The 17,539-nt window shown below is 41.0% G+C and carries 15 protein-coding genes; 6 read left to right on the top strand and 9 right to left on the bottom strand.

From position 1 onward, the window contains the following. Window positions 1-177: 177 nt before the first annotated feature. From acnA to PBAT_RS20055, 5 genes are all read left to right on the top strand, one after another. Window positions 178-2,892 (top strand): aconitate hydratase AcnA, encoded by a 2,715-nt coding sequence (gene acnA, locus PBAT_RS20070; protein ID WP_068652247.1) that lies wholly within the window; start codon window positions 178-180, stop codon window positions 2,890-2,892. Window positions 2,893-3,146: 254 nt separating this feature from the next. Beyond that, the gene (locus PBAT_RS25350) at window positions 3,147-3,302 is read left to right on the top strand and encodes a hypothetical protein (protein ID WP_157091332.1); all 156 of its coding nucleotides are present in this window, start codon (window positions 3,147-3,149) and stop codon (window positions 3,300-3,302) included. A gap of 219 nt (window positions 3,303-3,521) precedes the next feature. Further along, the gene (locus PBAT_RS20065; RefSeq protein WP_068652245.1) at window positions 3,522-3,920 is read left to right on the top strand and encodes a GntR family transcriptional regulator; all 399 of its coding nucleotides are present in this window, start codon (window positions 3,522-3,524) and stop codon (window positions 3,918-3,920) included. Beyond that, entirely contained in the window at window positions 3,920-5,020 is a 1,101-nt protein-coding gene (locus tag PBAT_RS20060) for a DUF1648 domain-containing protein (RefSeq protein ID WP_068652243.1), read from the top strand. The genes PBAT_RS20065 and PBAT_RS20060 overlap by 1 nt, the downstream gene beginning before the upstream one ends. A gap of 33 nt (window positions 5,021-5,053) precedes the next feature. Continuing rightward, complete coding sequence (locus PBAT_RS20055) at window positions 5,054-6,655, top strand: alpha/beta hydrolase family protein (protein WP_246168404.1); 1,602 nt, start codon at window positions 5,054-5,056, stop codon at window positions 6,653-6,655. Between the two features lie 88 nt (window positions 6,656-6,743). Here the strand turns inward: PBAT_RS20055 and PBAT_RS20050 are convergent, their stop codons facing one another. After that, a complete protein-coding gene (locus PBAT_RS20050; protein ID WP_068652309.1) occupies window positions 6,744-7,880 on the bottom strand; it encodes a transglutaminase domain-containing protein in 1,137 nt (378 codons plus the stop codon). Between the two features lie 334 nt (window positions 7,881-8,214). On the opposite strand from PBAT_RS20050, the gene PBAT_RS20045 reads away from it, so the two are divergent. After that, the gene (locus PBAT_RS20045) at window positions 8,215-8,412 is read left to right on the top strand and encodes a hypothetical protein (RefSeq protein WP_068652239.1); all 198 of its coding nucleotides are present in this window, start codon (window positions 8,215-8,217) and stop codon (window positions 8,410-8,412) included. A 154-nt stretch (window positions 8,413-8,566) separates the two neighbouring features. Here the strand turns inward: PBAT_RS20045 and PBAT_RS20040 are convergent, their stop codons facing one another. The 8 genes from PBAT_RS20040 to PBAT_RS20005 form a co-directional block, all read right to left on the bottom strand. Continuing rightward, window positions 8,567-8,803 (bottom strand): glutaredoxin family protein, encoded by a 237-nt coding sequence (locus tag PBAT_RS20040; protein WP_068535939.1) that lies wholly within the window; start codon window positions 8,801-8,803, stop codon window positions 8,567-8,569. A gap of 78 nt (window positions 8,804-8,881) precedes the next feature. Further along, window positions 8,882-9,823, bottom strand: coding sequence for a thioredoxin-disulfide reductase (gene trxB, locus PBAT_RS20035; protein ID WP_068652237.1), 942 nt, complete (start codon window positions 9,821-9,823; stop codon window positions 8,882-8,884). 124 nt (window positions 9,824-9,947) lie between these two features. Continuing rightward, window positions 9,948-11,855, bottom strand: a complete 1,908-nt coding sequence (locus PBAT_RS20030) for a heavy metal translocating P-type ATPase (protein ID WP_246168784.1) — start codon at window positions 11,853-11,855, stop codon at window positions 9,948-9,950. 364 nt (window positions 11,856-12,219) lie between these two features. Continuing rightward, window positions 12,220-13,422, bottom strand: coding sequence for a hypothetical protein (locus tag PBAT_RS20025; RefSeq protein WP_068652235.1), 1,203 nt, complete (start codon window positions 13,420-13,422; stop codon window positions 12,220-12,222). Between the two features lie 195 nt (window positions 13,423-13,617). Then, a complete protein-coding gene (locus tag PBAT_RS20020; protein ID WP_068652233.1) occupies window positions 13,618-14,910 on the bottom strand; it encodes a homocysteine synthase in 1,293 nt (430 codons plus the stop codon). 233 nt (window positions 14,911-15,143) lie between these two features. After that, entirely contained in the window at window positions 15,144-15,821 is a 678-nt protein-coding gene (deoC, locus tag PBAT_RS20015) for a deoxyribose-phosphate aldolase (RefSeq protein WP_068652231.1), read from the bottom strand. A gap of 182 nt (window positions 15,822-16,003) precedes the next feature. Then, the gene (locus tag PBAT_RS20010; RefSeq protein ID WP_068590801.1) at window positions 16,004-16,321 is read right to left on the bottom strand and encodes a thioredoxin family protein; all 318 of its coding nucleotides are present in this window, start codon (window positions 16,319-16,321) and stop codon (window positions 16,004-16,006) included. Window positions 16,322-16,552: 231 nt separating this feature from the next. Beyond that, entirely contained in the window at window positions 16,553-17,485 is a 933-nt protein-coding gene (locus PBAT_RS20005) for a manganese-dependent inorganic pyrophosphatase (RefSeq protein WP_068652229.1), read from the bottom strand. Window positions 17,486-17,539 lie beyond the last annotated feature (54 nt).

Genomic DNA, 17,539 nt, shown 5'->3' with positions numbered 1-17,539 from the left:
TTATGAACTTCATAGTTCACCACCGCGTATTTTTGGGAATCAAACTCCAAATAGAGTCAAAAACTTCTTTACTAGCTTCTATGTAAACGGTATAATTAAATCAAATACTAAATTATGAAATTGCGTTTCATCTAGTGAAACAAGAGGCGTTTTATACAAACAAGGAGGAACATGTGTATGTCAGGAAAAGATCATTTCTCTACCGCTCGTAATCTAACGGTTGGTGACAAGAACTATCGTTACTACAGCCTACAATCTTTACAAGAACAAGGAATAGGTAGCGTCTCAACCCTTCCTTACTCCATTAAAGTATTACTAGAAGCTGCTGTCCGCCAGTTCGATGGACGAGCAATTACAGAAGAGCATATCCAACAACTTGCTGATTGGAATAAGGGTAGTGACGAGAGTAAGGAAATTCCGTTCATTCCCGCTCGTATTGTACTTCAGGATTTCACAGGTGTACCTGTCGTGGTCGATCTTGCTGCCATGCGTGACACCGTAAAGAAAGCTGGCGGAGACCCTAAGAAGATCAACCCACTTGTACCTGTGGACCTTGTCATTGATCACTCCGTTATGGTAGATGCATTCGGAACGCCGGACGCGCTAGAATATAATATGGAAGTTGAATTTGAACGTAATGAGGAACGCTATCGCTTCTTGCGTTGGGCTCAGACGGCATTCAATAATTTCCGTGCTGTCCCACCAGCAACAGGTATTGTTCATCAAGTCAATCTAGAATATCTTGCTTCTGTAGCAGCAACGAAGACAATTGATGGTGAGACTGTTGTCTATCCTGACTCCCTTGTAGGAACAGATTCACATACAACGATGATTAACGGACTTGGTGTGGTTGGTTGGGGCGTAGGTGGAATTGAAGCAGAAGCAGGAATGCTTGGACAACCGTTGTATTTCATTATGCCTGAGGTAGTAGGATTCAAGCTTACAGGTAGCCTAACTGAAGGTGCAACTGCGACAGATTTAGCCCTTACCGTAACTCAAATTTTACGTAAAAAAGGTGTTGTCGGTAAATTCGTTGAGTTCTTCGGCCCAGGTTTAGTCAACATTAGTCTAGCTGACCGTGCTACTGTTGCTAATATGGCTCCAGAATATGGAGCAACCATTGGTTACTTCCCAGTAGACGATGAAACATTGGCATACCTAAGAACTACAGGACGTCCTGATGAACAAGTTGCGCTCGTTGAAGCTTATTATAAAGCACAAGATATGTTCCGTACGGTAGATACCGTAGACCCTGAGTTCACAGAGATTATTGAACTAGATTTGGCTTCTATCGTACCTAGCTTAGCTGGACCGAAACGTCCACAAGACCGTATTGAATTGACGCACATGAAGGATTCCTTCAATGACATCATGCGAACTCCTGTTGATAAAGGTGGATACGGCCTTAGTGATAGCAAAATTGAGGAGTCCGTAAGCATTCAACATACGGATGGTTCAGTAAGCCAACTTGGAACGGGTGCAGTCGTTATTGCTGCCATTACAAGTTGTACGAACACTTCCAACCCAAGTGTTATGTTAGGTGCTGGACTCCTTGCTAAGAAAGCCGTTGAACGTGGTTTGAAGAAACCAGGTTATGTTAAGAGCAGCTTAACACCAGGTTCACTCGTCGTAACCGAGTACTTGAAGAAAGCTGGACTCCTAGAGTCACTCGAAGCTCTTGGGTTCTACCTTGCGGGATACGGATGTGCAACATGTATCGGTAACTCAGGCCCACTACCAGATGAAGTGAGCCAAGCAATTTCAGATAACGATCTGACTGTAGCTGCCGTACTATCAGGTAACCGTAACTTTGAGGGTCGTGTTCATGCTCAAGTTAAAGCGAATTACCTAGCATCTCCACCATTGGTTGTAGCTTATGCTCTTGCAGGTACAGTTAACATTGACCTACAAAATGATCCTATTGGTTACGATCAGAATAACGAACCAGTCTATCTGAAAGATATTTGGCCATCTTCTGCTGAGATTAAGGAAGCTATTGCAATGGCAGTGACTCCTGAAATGTTCCGTCAGAAATATGAGAATGTATTTACTGCCAATGAGCGTTGGAACAACATTCCAGTGCCAGAAGGGGAACTGTATGAATGGGACGATAACTCCACATACATTCAGAATCCACCGTTCTTCGAGAATCTTGGCAGTGATCTAACGGATATTCAAGATATTCGTTCCGCTCGCGTATTAGCACTTCTTGGTGACTCGGTTACAACTGACCATATCTCACCAGCAGGGAATATTTCACCATCCAGCCCTGCAGGTCTTTATTTGAAAGATCATGGCGTAGATCGCAAAGATTTCAACTCATACGGTTCCCGTCGTGGTAACCATGAAGTGATGATGAGAGGAACCTTCGCTAACATTCGTATTCGTAACCTTGTTGCTCCAGGCACCGAAGGCGGAGTAACTACAAATCTATTAACGGACGAAGTCATGTCCATCTATGATGCATCCATGGATTACCAAGACCATAAACAGAACCTGATCGTCATCGCGGGTAAAGAATATGGAACTGGAAGCTCACGTGACTGGGCTGCTAAAGGAACTACTCTCCTTGGCGTCAAAGCTGTCATCGCTGAAAGTTACGAACGTATTCACCGTAGCAACCTTGTGGGTATGGGTGTTCTACCATTACAATTCCAAGATGGTTCCAGCTGGAAGAGCCTTGGTCTAAACGGTCGTGAAACCTTTGATATCCTTGGCGTGAACAATGATATCAAACCTAACCAAGAAGTGACTGTTACAGCAACACGTGAAGATGGTACGAAGTTTGACTTCACAGTTACAGCACGCCTTGATAGTACCGTAGATGTGGATTACTACCATAACGGTGGAATCCTTCAAACCGTTCTACGTGAAATGATTAAGAACGGGTAATTGAAAACTTCTTAGTAATCATTAGATCTCTTTATCTATAACATAGTAAAAACCATGAAGATTTCACTCTTCATGGTTTTTTTCGTGTGTAGCCGGTGATCATCCATCCCTTAGCAGACAATAAGCCATACGTTACGTATGATTCCTCCTCCGATCATAACAAAGTATTGCTTGAGATGGGTCTGAACAGGGTATAGAAAGATATAGAGTTATTAACACTAAATAATCATGAACATTTAGGAGGAATCATCACTATGCTGAACATTAATTACATTATGCCTTATCATCCTCAGTACCATCGTCCACAAATAACGAGTCAACTCAAGAAAGAAGAACCTATCGATTCAAAGAGGAGCTTCGAAGATATTCTTAATCAACAAATGACCAAACAAACTTCACTAACTACATAGATTGAACTAAAGTATGCATTCATAATGTCCTTCATTTCTAAAGAGAATCAAGAATTTGGGGTTCTTCTTTAGCTCAATCTATATACATACAATAACGGGTAAATAGCACTTCTGTATCTACACAGAGGTGCTATTTGTATATTTATTACATTCTTTATTTACAACATAAGTACTATCTGTTATAGTTGTAGTATAACATATGCAGGAGGTGGAACTTACATGATTATTCAACTAGATATGCAGTCCGATGTTCCAATCTATACGCAACTTATGAATCAAATCATTGAAGGTATTGCCCGTGGAGATCTAAAGCTTGGGGAAGCTCTCCCCTCTGTCCGTGGTCTGGCATCCGATATTGGCGTCAACCTACATACGGTGAACAAAGCCTACAATCTTCTTAAACAAGAGGGTTTCATCCAAATTCACCGTCAAAAAGGTGTCGTTATTCAACCAGATGGTATGCCCGAAGTAACGCCAGAGTATGAATTGAAACAATATAACCAATTAAGACCGATCATAGCTGAAGCCATATGTCGTGGAATGACCAAAGAACAACTCCTTCAAAATATCGAACAAGTTCACAAAGAAATTATGTATAATGGAAAGGGGAATGCCTAATGTATTGGATTTCCAATCTTATTCTAATTCTCATGTTTCTGCCGATCTCAGCATCTCTCATCTTCATGCCTTATTTCACTCGAGATACCGTAAGCTTCGGCATATCGGTCAGTACAGATATGTACTATAGTGAACCTTTACGTGCGTTACGCAAAAGGTATGTCTTCCTTAGTTCTATCCTTTACACACTTTTACTTCTCTTCTGTCTCATTGGATCTTCCCTCCGCGATGCCTTACAACAAGAATTGATCCTCGTAATCTCTGTCATATCCATTGTTGTGATTTCTATGGTTATTAATCTAATGTTTTATTATAAGATGAAGAAATACAAATCGGAACATCCCATGGTATCTATTCCTAAATCAACCATCCTCGCTGTCGATACTGGATTTAGACGCAACAAACTAATCTTCTCCAATAAGTGGTTTATCATTCATTTCTTGATAACGATCTTTAGTGCCCTTCTCGCCTTAAAGTATTACAACCAATTCCCAGACACATTAGCTATGAAGTTCGACTTTCAAGGTCATGTGACAAGAAGTGTAGCTAAAACCCACAGAACCGTACTAGGTCTTAACCTCATGCAATTCGTGATGACGTGTTTATTTATGTTCATTAATATGACTATTCTGAAGAGTAAACAGCAGATTAGTTCTGATCATCCAGAGAACTCAATTAAACAAAACGCAACATTCCGTCGTAGATCATCACTATTTATTATTATCACTGGACTGCTTATGGTGCTGTTATTCTCATTCATCCAGTTAAATATGCTGTTTGAGCTCAATGTGCAAATACTCTCCTTAGTCAGTTTTCTCATAACAGCGATCATTATCATAGGTGCTTTGGTTCTTGCGTTCACCACGGGTCAAGGAGGTAGTCGGATCGGCAAACCTTCCACAGGTTCAAGTACACAACCTATCAACGATGACTCCCACTGGAAACTCGGTGGTATCTATTATAATCCTCAGGACCCATCTATCTGGATTGAGAAACGCATGGGTATCGGCTGGACTGTCAATTTCGCTAGACCGATAAGTTGGATCATCTTACTCGCTATTACAGCTATCATCATTGTTGTCTCTTTATTTATTAGCTAGGTATAGCTTGATATTATAACAAGGAGAATGATTATGAAAAACAAAGTAATACGTTCTATCACACTTGCCTCTATCGCGTTAAGTTTAGCAATTCCTATGGCATCGGTCTCAGCGGCGTCACTGCAGAAGGAAACAATCGTACCTGTTCGTGAAACAGCGAAGAATCTTGGTGTTGAAGTGAAATGGGATCAAACTTCTCACACAATCACCCTCACCAAGGACACAACAACGTTGATACTTACCATAGGCAATTCACAGGCAATCGTGAATGGTAAATCCATCGCTTTAGCTGGACCCCTTCGCATAGTTTCTAATCAAGCAGTTATGCCTGTAGAGTTCATTACGAACGTATTCGCTAGTAAAGAAGCAGCATCTACCGATACCTCAGATCTGTTCTTTGATCAGATAAAAGCCGGAAATGGTACCAAAGCTGCTGAATATCTGAGCCCCACGTTGAAACAGACCTTACCTACACAAATGCTAGATACGTTATGGGGAAACTCTGAAAAAGCGTATGGTGAAGCGATTGGAGAGCCACTTAAGTCAGAGAAGACAAATGCCATTCATAGAAATGTAACTTACAACATCAAGTCAACCATCATTCCCTTCAGTATTACATTACGCCTAAACCAAGAAGGACAAATCGATGATTTGAATATCGCTGCAGCAACTCCTTCGACTTATCAGAAGCCTTCCTATGATAATCCAGCATCCTATACGGAACAAGAAGTCACTGTTGGAAGTGGTACGTTGGCGCTACCAGGAACACTGTCTATGCCAGTAGGCAAAGGCCCCTTTCCCGCGCTCGTTCTAGTGCATGGGTCTGGAATTAGCGATCGTGATTCGTCTGCTGGTGGTGCCAAGCCACTACGTGATCTTGCCGTCGGCCTTGCCGCGAAGGGGATCGCAGTTCTTCGGTATGATAAGGTTACCTATGAGCATACCCTTAAGGTCGCAACCACCCCTAAATTCACCTTGAAGAATGAAACCGTAGATCATGCTATCTCTGCTGTAGCATTATTGAAGTCAAATCCTATGATCGCATCTTCTGACATCTATGTCGCAGGTCATAGCCAAGGTGGATTCGCGATGCCGCTAATTGTTGCTGCCGACACGGGTGGTGATATCGCAGGTACGATTATTTTGGCTGGACCAAGTTCACCATATGTTGATGTATTAGCGGTTCAACTTAAAGAAATCATTAGTCGTATGAAAGGATTAGGCCAAGATACTGCACCTTATGAAGCCCAAGTTGCTATGTGGTCATCCGTTATTTCAACCGTAAACGACCCACAATATTCAGTCGACCATTTACCTGAGAATTTCCCAATTCAGCCTGCCTATTGGTGGTTCGAACAAAGAGATTATAAACCAACTGATCTCGCCAAGAAACAAAGTGGACACATGCTCGTGTTACAAGGTGAGAATGACGTTCAGGTCCCTCTCTCTGAATTTAATACTTGGAAAAGTGAGTTGAAGAATAGGCCTGACGTGGAATATAAATCTTATCCTAACGTGACACATCTTCTTAACGCATATAGCGGTGTCTCTACAGGACAAGAATATGCCCTACCTTCCAACGTATCTTCGAATATTATTGATGATATCGCCACTTGGATTAAGAAGAGCAAATAATTAATATGACCTTCTTTCAGGAATACACAAATAGAGAAGAGCAGAATCTATGCCCTTCTCTATTTGTGTATTTACTTATAACTGTTTTTCACTTCCAAGTAACAACTACCTTCAAATCTCCTGTCTCTTCAAAAGGGCTGTGATTATAGGATATCCCCTTGATATTAAGCGTATATAACTGTTGAAGTGCTTCGATTAATGTGGCTTCATCTCCATGAAACCGGAAGACGATCGACTTGTCTCCTTGTTGTATAGTATCCTTAGCTTTCGCTTTCAATTGCGTTGAAGAAGATACAATCTCGCTTCTCTCATAGAGCTGATATTGAAGATCCTTCACCAACTTCTTATAAAAGGATGTTTTATTTCCTCCCTTTTGAACAAGTGCCGCTAGTGTATTTCGATATAGTGTGGTTGCCTCAGGATACGGCTTAGACCATGTATGGTCTTTACGCATCTGCTTATCATTGCGCAGATAATAGGCTATGCCCACAACGTTCTTCTGATCAGGAACTGGATCGTCCCACGTTGTATCCAAGTGATACCAACTACCCGAGATAAGAACTAAATTCCATGCGTGAAGCTGACTTGTGCGACTACCCTCTGGTGTAGCAGTTCCCTCTACGATTTTATTCTGTATACCCGATTCCTTCAGCATTTTGTACGTTAAAAGGGAATACCCCTGACATACTGCACTTCCCGTACTAAGTCCCTCATATGCAGTATATTTCTGCAACGTCTTATCATATTCCAGATGGGTAACAATCCAGTCATGGATTACTTTAACTTTCTCATGATCATTCATACCTGGAACAATAATTTCATTCAGTACACTCTTTACCCGATTCTCCACATATGCCGTTTCTTGAGCTGTCTCGCGATAACTGAGTTTTACCGTAACATCCGCCGCACTTGGGCTACCACGATATGAATAACCATAACTTGCAATCGTATAATTAATATATGGATCGCTCTCCATCGCTTGATCTAATGCTTGTTTCAATTGCGATTTGAGCGTCTTTGTCTTGCCTTTGTATTCAAAGGTAACATTCACTTGCGTATTACTCATAGCTGATAGTAATAACTGTTGAATGTCACTTACGGATCTTACTACAGTAGATTTAGAAGCAGCATAAGCCTGCTCAAAGTTCACGGTCCTTGGAACTGCAACCGTCATTAACATTCCGATTAGCAGTACTTTTACAAGTCGATAGCGACCATCTCTCATGAACACCCTGCCTTTCTCTACTTAATTCACACAAATATTGTATCACATCCTTATTATGTAAGTTGAATAAGTACGTTGTCATACGTGCTCTCTCCTTCCATAACATAATTCTCGATCTCTAATAATTAAATATATGCGTAGAATATATGAAAATTCCCCTTACTACCCGAGCCGAGCATTTTCTACTTCTCCATCATTGCCCATTTACAGGAATGATTTAACTATAATTCGCATTTTCGCCTTCTTTTATAGCGTCACTACGGAAGAATTTCGTTATAATAGAAATAACGATTGTGATTTCAGTCATATCATTTATGAAATGGAGAGAGGTTCCTTGACCTACGTTGATACTTCTAATATCTCGGCACAAATGTTCATCACTGTATTATTATTTCTGCTGGTGATTGCTCCATTATTCAGCCTCGCCATCTTGCGATTCTTCCAGGCCAAGCGTAAGTCCGGATTTACGCTTATCCTTGCAGGTGTACTTACGTATGTTGTATTCCAAGCCAGCATGCTGATATTTTTTTGACGAGGCTAAATGAATAGTTGGTCATCTTAAAATTCTAGCTTTCACAACTAGTGATGTCATATAACATATGAGATCTTAACCTATCTTATTATGGTACACAAAAAAGGCTTCACCCTCCTCTAATTGGAAGGTGAAGCCTTTCTCCATTTATTAATTATGCTTCTGGATTCAATGCTCTATTGAACTGTGTCGTATTCATACCTACGATCTTATGTTCACCAATAACAGTAACGGGAACAGCTCTAAGTCCCATATCCCATACTTGTTGAGCGAAATCATCATTTGTCTCAATATTACGTTCTTCATATTGAATCCCTTTGTCAGCTAAATATCCTTTCACCTGACGACAATGAGGACAGTTTGAACTTGTGTACACGATAACATTTTCCATACTAATCTCTCCTTTATTTATACTATTCTTACTTCTTCAACCCTATACTGCGTAACATGAGTACTCTTATTCGCTATATTAAATCTTAACTTCGCTATATTCAAGGCTTTCAATATACTTTTCACAGTCCATTGCTGCCATACAGCCACTACCAGCCGCCGTAATCGCTTGTCTGTACTTCGTATCCTGAACATCACCACAAGCAAATACGCCTGGGATATTCGTCTCAGTTGTCCCTGGTGTCACAACAATATATCCATTCGCATCTGTTGTGATTTTCCCACCTAGAAATGCCGTGTTCGGGTGGTGACCGATTGCTACAAACACGCCACTTGCCTCAATCAGCTCTTCTTGGCCTGTCTGATTATTCATCACCTTAAGACCATTAACACCCTTCTCATTAGCGGATACTTCAAGAGGTGTACGGTTCAGAGACCACTCTACTTTATCATTAGCTCGAACTCGATCTTGCATAATCTTCGATGCACGTAATTCCTCACGACGGTTAACAAGCGTAACCTTTGAAGCAAATCTAGTTAAGAAGTTAGCTTCCTCAAGTGCGGAGTCCCCACCACCGATAACTACAATCTCTTTCCCACGGAAAAAGAATCCGTCGCACGTTGCACATGTACTTACACCACGTCCGATATTATCCTGCTCACCAGGAATACCTAGATACTTAGCTGTCGCTCCCGTGGAAAGAATAAGCGTTTCAGTAACCAATTCTCCGATTCCCTCTACATTCAACTTAAATGGACGACTTCCTAGTTCTACGCTGTTGACCCATCCTGTTCTGAACTCTGCACCAAAACGTTCGGCTTGCTTACGCATGTTATCCATCAATTCAGGACCCATAATACCATCAGGAAACCCTGGGAAATTCTCAATTTCAGTCGTTGTAGTTAATTGTCCACCTGGTTGTGGTCCTTCAATAACGAGTGGTTTCATATTAGCACGAGCCAAGTAAATCGCAGCGGTTAATCCTGCTGGACCTGTTCCAACAATAATAGATTTGTACATATAGGCTTCCCCCAATAAAATAGTAGTGTGTATAAATATCATTTGAAATTGTTAATTATAATAATTATTATATAGTAAATATTATGTTTCAAAACCATCTATTTGTCAACTTATTTGTTACAGATCATCTAAGCAGTCGTAGCCCATTCACAATCACTAATATCGTGCTTCCCTCATGCCCTATCACACCTAGAGGAAGAGCAATATTTCCTATAAAGTTACTAATAATTAGAATTAGAATGATACTGATCGAGAACACCATATTTTGTTTAATTACCCTTTGGGCACGTCGTGCAAGCTTAATTGTACTAGCAATCTCCTCAATATTGTCATTCATAAGAACGACATCTGCCACTTCTAAAGCTGTACCGCTTCCGTTCATTCCCATACCGATCCCGACGGTTGCCGTAGCCAGTGCAGGAGCATCATTAACACCGTCTCCTACCATAACCACATGCCCATATCTCTCCCTTAATTCTTTGACATGGTTAACCTTTGCTTCCGGATGAAGATCTGCATAAATCCAATCAACACCAATCTGCTCACCAATCACCTGTGCTGTATCCCGATGATCTCCTGTAAGCATAGCCACGCGAATACCTAAGGCTTGTAATGACCGCACTGCACGTACCGCCTGAGGTCGTATTGTATCCTGTAATGCAATCAGCCCCGCTACTTGGTCACCATCCATAATAATAGATACGGTCTTTCCCTCCGCAATGAAGCGACCTCTCTGATCTTTCCAGCTCGACTTCAATTCATCTGTTGAACCATCAAGAATATCACATTTTCCAATTCTCCATACGGTTCCATCTACCTCGGCAGACATTCCCCACCCCGTCATTGACTGAGCGTTATCAACAGCTTTCAATTGGAGTCCCTCTCCCTGCGATTTTCGCAGTATAGCCTTTGCTAGTGGATGTTCAGATAACTGTTCTACAGAGGCACATATGGCAAGTAATTCATCACGGTTGTAACGCTCATCCACAATAAAATCTGTCACCTGTGGTGTTCCCATCGTCAATGTCCCCGTCTTATCAAAAGCTACCACAGATGTCAGCGCTATGTTCTCCACATGAGCTCCACCCTTAAAAAGAATTCCTCTACGTGCACGATTTGAGATAGCCGACAGCATAACAGGCATAATCGATGATACTAACGCGCATGGCGAGGCAACAACAAGAAATACCATAGCTTTATAGAACGCCATTCCAAAGCTCCATCCGAGCAGAAGAGGTAGTAGGAAGATGATAGCTAGTGTTACCGTAACTACAATACGTGCATAGACCGATTCAAATCGTTTAATGAAGCGTTGCGATTGAGGTACTTCACTCTCCGCTTCCTCGACAAGTCTGATAATTTTGGCAAATACCGTAGATTCAGCTGATTGATTCACTTCGACATACAATACACCTTCGCCGTTGAGCGTACCGGCATAGACAGTATCTCCAGTCGTACGATCGACAGGGATACCTTCACCTGTGATGGAGGCTTGATTAACCGCAGAATATCCCCGTTGAATACAACCATCTGCTGGAATCAATTCACCTGGCTTAACCAGAAACAGGTCTCCAATCTCAAGTTGTTCAATACCAACCTGTATCATTTCACCATCCTCAATCTTTAGAGCCGTCTCTGGTTTCAGAGCCATTAAAGACGAGATATCTTTCTTACTTCGCTCCATGGTGTAACTCTCCAATGCGCCACTTAAAGCAAAAATAAAGATAAGCAAAGCGCCCTCATTCCAGTAGCCTATTGTAGCTGCGCCCAGTGCTGCGGCGATCATAAGCAAATTAACATCAAGCTCACGATTTTTAACTAACGTATACACAGCTTCTTTTGCTGTAGTCCATCCCCCTATTGTATAAGCCGCAACATACACTAAGATCGATAGGTACTCGGACCAATATCCGACTGACCACGCTATAAATGTAAGTACTCCACTTCCTAACGCAGCAAGCATCTCCTTATTACGCAGCATACTACGTAGATCAAATCTTCCCCTTTTGTTGGGATTAGGCTGATTATCCATTTTCCGCGCAACAAACGGCACTTTTCTTGATAAAACTTTCAGAGTATTGTCCATGTTAATCACCTTTCATTTGAGAATGATTTGCATTATTATGCCCCTAAAAATGGCACATGCTGCTCCGGGTATCCGGAGCAGCATGGTAAATGAGAATGAAAATCATTTATTGTACTTATACAATTATTTTTCCCTATCACAACTTTATAGCAGTATTATATTCCTTTATTGATGGCAAGTAAATAGGCAACATTCTACACTTCCAAGCAGTAGCGTCCATGTAACTTATAATTTTATATATTCTAAAAAACCTGAAGGTGACCAACGTGTCACAGACAACGTTCTCACATTCAGGTCGCTATTATAAGTTCTATAAATGAACTCCAATTACTTGCTCCATTAATTCCAATTGTGCCGCAGCTATACGCATAACGGGTACTTCTTGTGGATCACAACTAATCTGATCCATTCCCATTCCGTAAATGACAGGAAGATCCTCACTCGTTAAATGCCCTACTGCTCTAATATGAATACGTGGATGGATGAGTCTAATATGATGATAGACTCCTATGATCGTTGAATCAACCAGAGAGGTCCCATATCTTTCGTCCCATTCCACTACCAATAAGTTCGTAACTCGTGCAAGATCTGATGCAATGGATGATCGGATATTCCAAGGGATTAGTGCCCCCACTCTATATTTAATTGAACGGCGTAAATGTCCCAATGTCTGTTCCGCAACCTGATCAATGAAACGAACTCCATCTTCAAATTGTTCTGCACTTGCTGGATGATTCACTACAATATCCACAATACAATCTATTCCCTGCTGTTCACAAGCTCGCATCGCACGAAACAAAGCCTCAATCTGAATATCTTGAATTCCATCCGTAAAGTAAGAACAGGTCGTGCCATCGGATGTCCGCATCAAGCTAATTGTCACAGGCATCCCTTGAAGCGCGTACAATAACGATTCCCATTGTTCTTGAAGCAGACATAATAGTCGTCGCTGCATAGGTACAGCAATCTCCTCATCCCTCATCCATTCAGTGGGAATAATACTCTTTAAGGGTTCCATCTTCAACAATTCTTCACAACGCACTAAACCTAAACCACTCACACCCATGAATTTTCCTATCCATACTTCCTTCGGAGTTATTCCACCAGTGAATACCTTCAGATTTCTTACTTGATCACTCCATAAGAGTAATTTCTGAGGGGAAGGCATTTCATGATAACCCTGATGAGAATATTCAATATCCCCTACAATCTTACGAAAACAATCGGCATCTATGCTCATTAATGCTTCTTCCCGCGATATTGTTCCTATCTCAACAAGCTCCACAAGTGAGAGCAATTCCGATAATGAACTTGCTTTGACAGCTAGATGATCAGCATGTGTCCTGTAGAGGTCTCCTTCACTTCGGAACAAATAATCATCTTGCACCCAACCTTGTTCATTCTCAGCCACAGCTTGCTCCTGCCCACTAAGGGAGAATAGCGCTTTCACATTGCTGATACTTGAACCTCCTGTTGTTCCATTGCAAGAATAATGATCCTCTTTACGGTTCATAATCGCTGTCCACCCTCTTTTCTCATCGAAATAACGAACATACATAAGCGTATTAAGCCATTATTAAAAATATACAGCCATTACCTATTTATACACAAAAAAAGGCACTTTCCCCTTCCTTTCGAAGGGACAAAGTGCCTAGATATATGAATTATTGTTTAAATGAACATCCCGTGTTGCCTAAATGCCACTCACTTATTTCTGGCTAGCTTGAATGGCCTGTTCCAAATCACTTATAATATCATTAATATTTTCTGTTCCAACGGACAATCGAATCATTTCTGGTTTAACACCTGCTGATACTTGTTCTTGCTCAGACAATTGTTGGTGTGTCGTACTTGCAGGGTGAATGATCAGTGACTTTGAATCTCCTACGTTCGCCAGATGCGAGAATAGTTTTACATTCTCGATTAATCTCCGGCCTACTTCTGTACCACCCTTAATTCCAAATGTCAGGATTGCGCCATGCCCCTTAGGTAAATACTTCTTAGAAAGTTCGTGTGAAGGATGACTTTCAAGTCCTGCGTAGCTGACCCATGATACGTCTGCATGATTCTCTAAATATTGCGCTACCTTAAGTGCATTCTCACTATGACGTTCCATACGTAAATGAAGCGTCTCCAGACCCTGTACCAGCAACCAAGAATTGAATGGGGATATCGAAGAACCCATATCTCTTAATAATTGAACGCGAGCTTTGATAATATATGCAACTGGCCCCACAGCTTCTGTATAGACTACGCCATTGTAGCTTGGATCTGGTTCAGTAAGACCTGGAAATTTACCACTAGCTTTCCAATCGAATTTACCAGCGTCAACAATGACACCGCCAATAGATGTACCATGACCGCCAATAAACTTCGTTGCCGAATGAACGACAATATCAGCGCCATGTTCGATCGGGCGTAGCAAGTACGGACTTGGGAATGTATTATCTACAATAAGAGGAAGACCATGCTCATGCGCTATATTCGCAACCGCTTCTACATCAAGAATATTTCCTTGGGGATTACCAATAGTCTCCGCATAAATAGCCTTTGTCTTATCCGTAATCGCTGCCCGAAAGTTCTCTGGATCATTTGAATCTACGAAATGAACCTTAATTCCCAATTTTGCTAATGTATTAGCAAATAGATTATAGGTTCCTCCATATAGACTGGACGAAGAAACAATCTCATCACCAGCTCCAGCAATGTTAAGTATGGAGAATGTAATCGCTGCTTGACCCGATGCTGTAGCCAGTGCACCTGCTCCACCTTCTAGAGCAGCAATCCTCTTCTCGAATACATCCGTTGTAGGATTCATGATTCGAGTATAAATATTACCGAACTCCTTAAGTGCGAATAAATTCGCAGCATGTTCACTATCATGGAATCCATAAGATGTCGTCTGGTACAATGGAACTGCACGCGATAACGTAGTAGGGTCAATCTGTTGGCCAGCATGAACAGCCAAGGTTTCAAACGATAAGCTTTGTTCTTCGGACATGATGAATCCTCCCTTATCAATCATAGATATGATGGTATAATAACCATACGGTATACTTCCACATTTTCTCATAAATATATAGATTTGAACAGACAAATTCACACTAAACACATCAGATAAAAATAGATTATTCCCATAAAATAAGTTACTTCAAATTCATTAAACAAAAAAACTGACTTCCTTCTCAAATAAGAGTAGGAAGTCAGTTCACTTTCACATCATTCATCTAAATATTAATAATTTCCTTGAGATTGTTCTCCATTAGCGATAGCTACGCCCCCGCTTGTACCAATTCTCGTTGCACCCGCTAGTATCATGATTTGCGCATCTTCGGCACTACGTACGCCGCCTGACGCCTTTACACCTATATCAGGGCCTACCGTAGCACGCATCAATGCGATATCTTCTTTTGTCGCTCCACCTGTAGAAAAACCTGTAGAAGTTTTGACATAATCAGCACCCGCTTTAACAGCTAACTTACAGGCACGTACCTTCTCTTCATCCGAAAGCAAACAGGTCTCAATGATGACCTTAGTCAGCGCTTTTCCGTTTGCCGCTTGAACTACGGCCGCAATATCTCGTGCCACTAATGCATCATCGTTACTTTTTAAAGCTCCAATGTTAATCACCATATCCACTTCACCTGCGCCATTTGTGATCGCGTTGGATGTTTCGAACGCTTTAACCTCAGGTGTAGAAGCCCCCAGTGGAAACCCAATGACTGTGCATACTTTCACTTCAGGAGTATCCTTCAATATAGCATGAGCAGTTGCAACCCACGTCGGATTCACACACACAGAAGCAAAGCTGTGAACTTTGGCCTCCTCAGCTAGCTTTTGAATATCTTCCTTCTTTGCATCAGGCTTTAATAACGTATGGTCAATCATTCTTGAAATAGATTGTTGGTTCATAAATACTGCCTCCTATAGTCTAGTCTCACTATCATTCTGTCCTTCAATTGCTCTCTATATTATGGTTCCCATCTTTAATAAACGCAAAAGTAACATCAAGAACGCGTACCAAAGTTGAAATTGAAGTACCACTAAATGAAAATACCCTTTATCCATAGGATAAGGGTATTTTCACCATAACATTACTCGATTGAATCTAAATATTCTGTGATCTGAGTCGGTGTTTTGGCAAATTTGCTATGTAGATGCGCCTTCTTCTCTCCATTTCGATACACTAACAAGCTTGGAATTCCACGAACATCATTTTCTTCAGAAATATTAGGAAATTGTTCAACATCTAGTGCATAGAACTTTTTGTCGGGATTGTTCTCAATAATACCATCCATGAATTTGTCCAACGTTTTACAATCTGGGCACCAAGTTGCATCATATTTAATGACAGTCCATTCATCACCTTGTGTCAGCTGACGGTACTGTTCTTCTGTTTGGATTCTTTCCATTTTGTCGTTCCCCCTAAGTATGAATCATTTTATTTTGAATTATGCAATAACAAACTTCACATTATCACAATCTATTTCTTAATCATACTGATTATTTATTCTTTTGCAAACTCAGTATGCTCCATAATGATACATCCAAACCCACCCCGTTCACTTCCTACTTATCTTTAGAGCACATAAAAAAGCGTAATCACGCCCTATTGGGCTATGATTACGCTTCTTGTTCTAAACTTACAATTTATTTAAAACTTCAGTTAACAGAGGTACAACTTGCAACTTGCGTGATACTACGCCTTTAAGTAAGGCTTTGTTATCAACTAACTGAACATCATACGCTTGTTCAACCGCATGTGCTACACTTCCGATTGCTAAGGCTACCGAATCGTTATTTAGAATATCGGTAACAACAAATACGAATAGATCCAAGCCCTTCTCAGACACTACACTTGATAGCGCAACTTCTAATTCTGCTTGACGAACCAATATATCATTCGTATCTACTGCATTCACTTGAGCAATTTCTACTTTGTAGTTGCCCATTTGAAATTCTTTAGCATCAAGTGAAATCAATTCTTGGATCGTCTTATCACTAAGATCTGCACCCGCTTTGAGCATTTCAAGACCATAGCTTTCCAAGTTAACACCAGCGATTTCAGCCAATTCCTTCGCTGCTGCTACGTCTTCATCTGTGCAAGTTGGGGATTTCAAGAGCAGGGAATCCGAAATAATAGCAGATAACATTAATCCTGCGATTTCCTTGCGGATCTCTACACCTTTTTCCTTATACATTTTATTTAAAATAGTTGCCGTACAGCCCACTGGCTCAGCGCGGTAATACAAAGGATGACTGGTCTCAAAGTTCGCAATACGATGATGATCGATAACCTCGATAACACGAACCTTATCAATATCACCAACACTTTGCTGACGTTCATTATGATCTACTAGAATAACTTCTTCTACTTCATTAGATACCGTCTCTACTAGACGAGGTGCTTCCACATTGAAATGGTTCAATGCATATTGTGTTTCCCCACTAATTGTACCCAAGCGTACAGGTTCTGCATCAATACCCAATGCATTCTTTAATTCAGCATAGGCAATAGCCGAGCAGATCGTATCTGTGTCAGGGTTTTTGTGTCCAAAAATAAGAACCTTTGTCATAATAATTACTCTCTCCTTCTCGTGGTCAATATAAGAATATGCAAGAATGATTGT

This window comes from Paenibacillus antarcticus, from assembly GCF_001637225.1.
In the GTDB taxonomy this organism is placed as follows: domain Bacteria; phylum Bacillota; class Bacilli; order Paenibacillales; family Paenibacillaceae; genus Paenibacillus_AQ; species Paenibacillus_AQ antarcticus.
The sequence above is the reverse complement of the archived record's forward strand: the minus strand, read 5'-3'. Positions and strand labels throughout refer to the sequence as shown.

What these genes read in the sequence shown, in the direction of transcription:
- trxB (WP_068652237.1), bottom strand. Translation starts at nt 9,823, where the DNA reads ATGTACAAATCTATTATTGTTGGAACAGGTCCAGCAGGATTAACCGCT.
- PBAT_RS20010 (WP_068590801.1), bottom strand. Translation starts at nt 16,321, where the DNA reads ATGGAAAGAATCCAAACAGAAGAACAGTACCGTCAGCTGACACAAGGT.
- PBAT_RS20025 (WP_068652235.1), bottom strand. Translation starts at nt 13,422, where the DNA reads ATGAACCGTAAAGAGGATCATTATTCTTGCAATGGAACAACAGGAGGT.
- PBAT_RS20055 (WP_246168404.1), top strand. Translation starts at nt 5,054, where the DNA reads ATGAAAAACAAAGTAATACGTTCTATCACACTTGCCTCTATCGCGTTA.
- acnA (WP_068652247.1), top strand. Translation starts at nt 178, where the DNA reads ATGTCAGGAAAAGATCATTTCTCTACCGCTCGTAATCTAACGGTTGGT.
- PBAT_RS25350 (WP_157091332.1), top strand. Translation starts at nt 3,147, where the DNA reads ATGCTGAACATTAATTACATTATGCCTTATCATCCTCAGTACCATCGT.
- PBAT_RS20065 (WP_068652245.1), top strand. Translation starts at nt 3,522, where the DNA reads ATGATTATTCAACTAGATATGCAGTCCGATGTTCCAATCTATACGCAA.
- PBAT_RS20060 (WP_068652243.1), top strand. Translation starts at nt 3,920, where the DNA reads ATGTATTGGATTTCCAATCTTATTCTAATTCTCATGTTTCTGCCGATC.
- deoC (WP_068652231.1), bottom strand. Translation starts at nt 15,821, where the DNA reads ATGAACCAACAATCTATTTCAAGAATGATTGACCATACGTTATTAAAG.
- PBAT_RS20020 (WP_068652233.1), bottom strand. Translation starts at nt 14,910, where the DNA reads ATGTCCGAAGAACAAAGCTTATCGTTTGAAACCTTGGCTGTTCATGCT.
- PBAT_RS20005 (WP_068652229.1), bottom strand. Translation starts at nt 17,485, where the DNA reads ATGACAAAGGTTCTTATTTTTGGACACAAAAACCCTGACACAGATACG.
- PBAT_RS20050 (WP_068652309.1), bottom strand. Translation starts at nt 7,880, where the DNA reads ATGAGAGATGGTCGCTATCGACTTGTAAAAGTACTGCTAATCGGAATG.
- PBAT_RS20040 (WP_068535939.1), bottom strand. Translation starts at nt 8,803, where the DNA reads ATGGAAAATGTTATCGTGTACACAAGTTCAAACTGTCCTCATTGTCGT.
- PBAT_RS20030 (WP_246168784.1), bottom strand. Translation starts at nt 11,855, where the DNA reads ATGGATAATCAGCCTAATCCCAACAAAAGGGGAAGATTTGATCTACGT.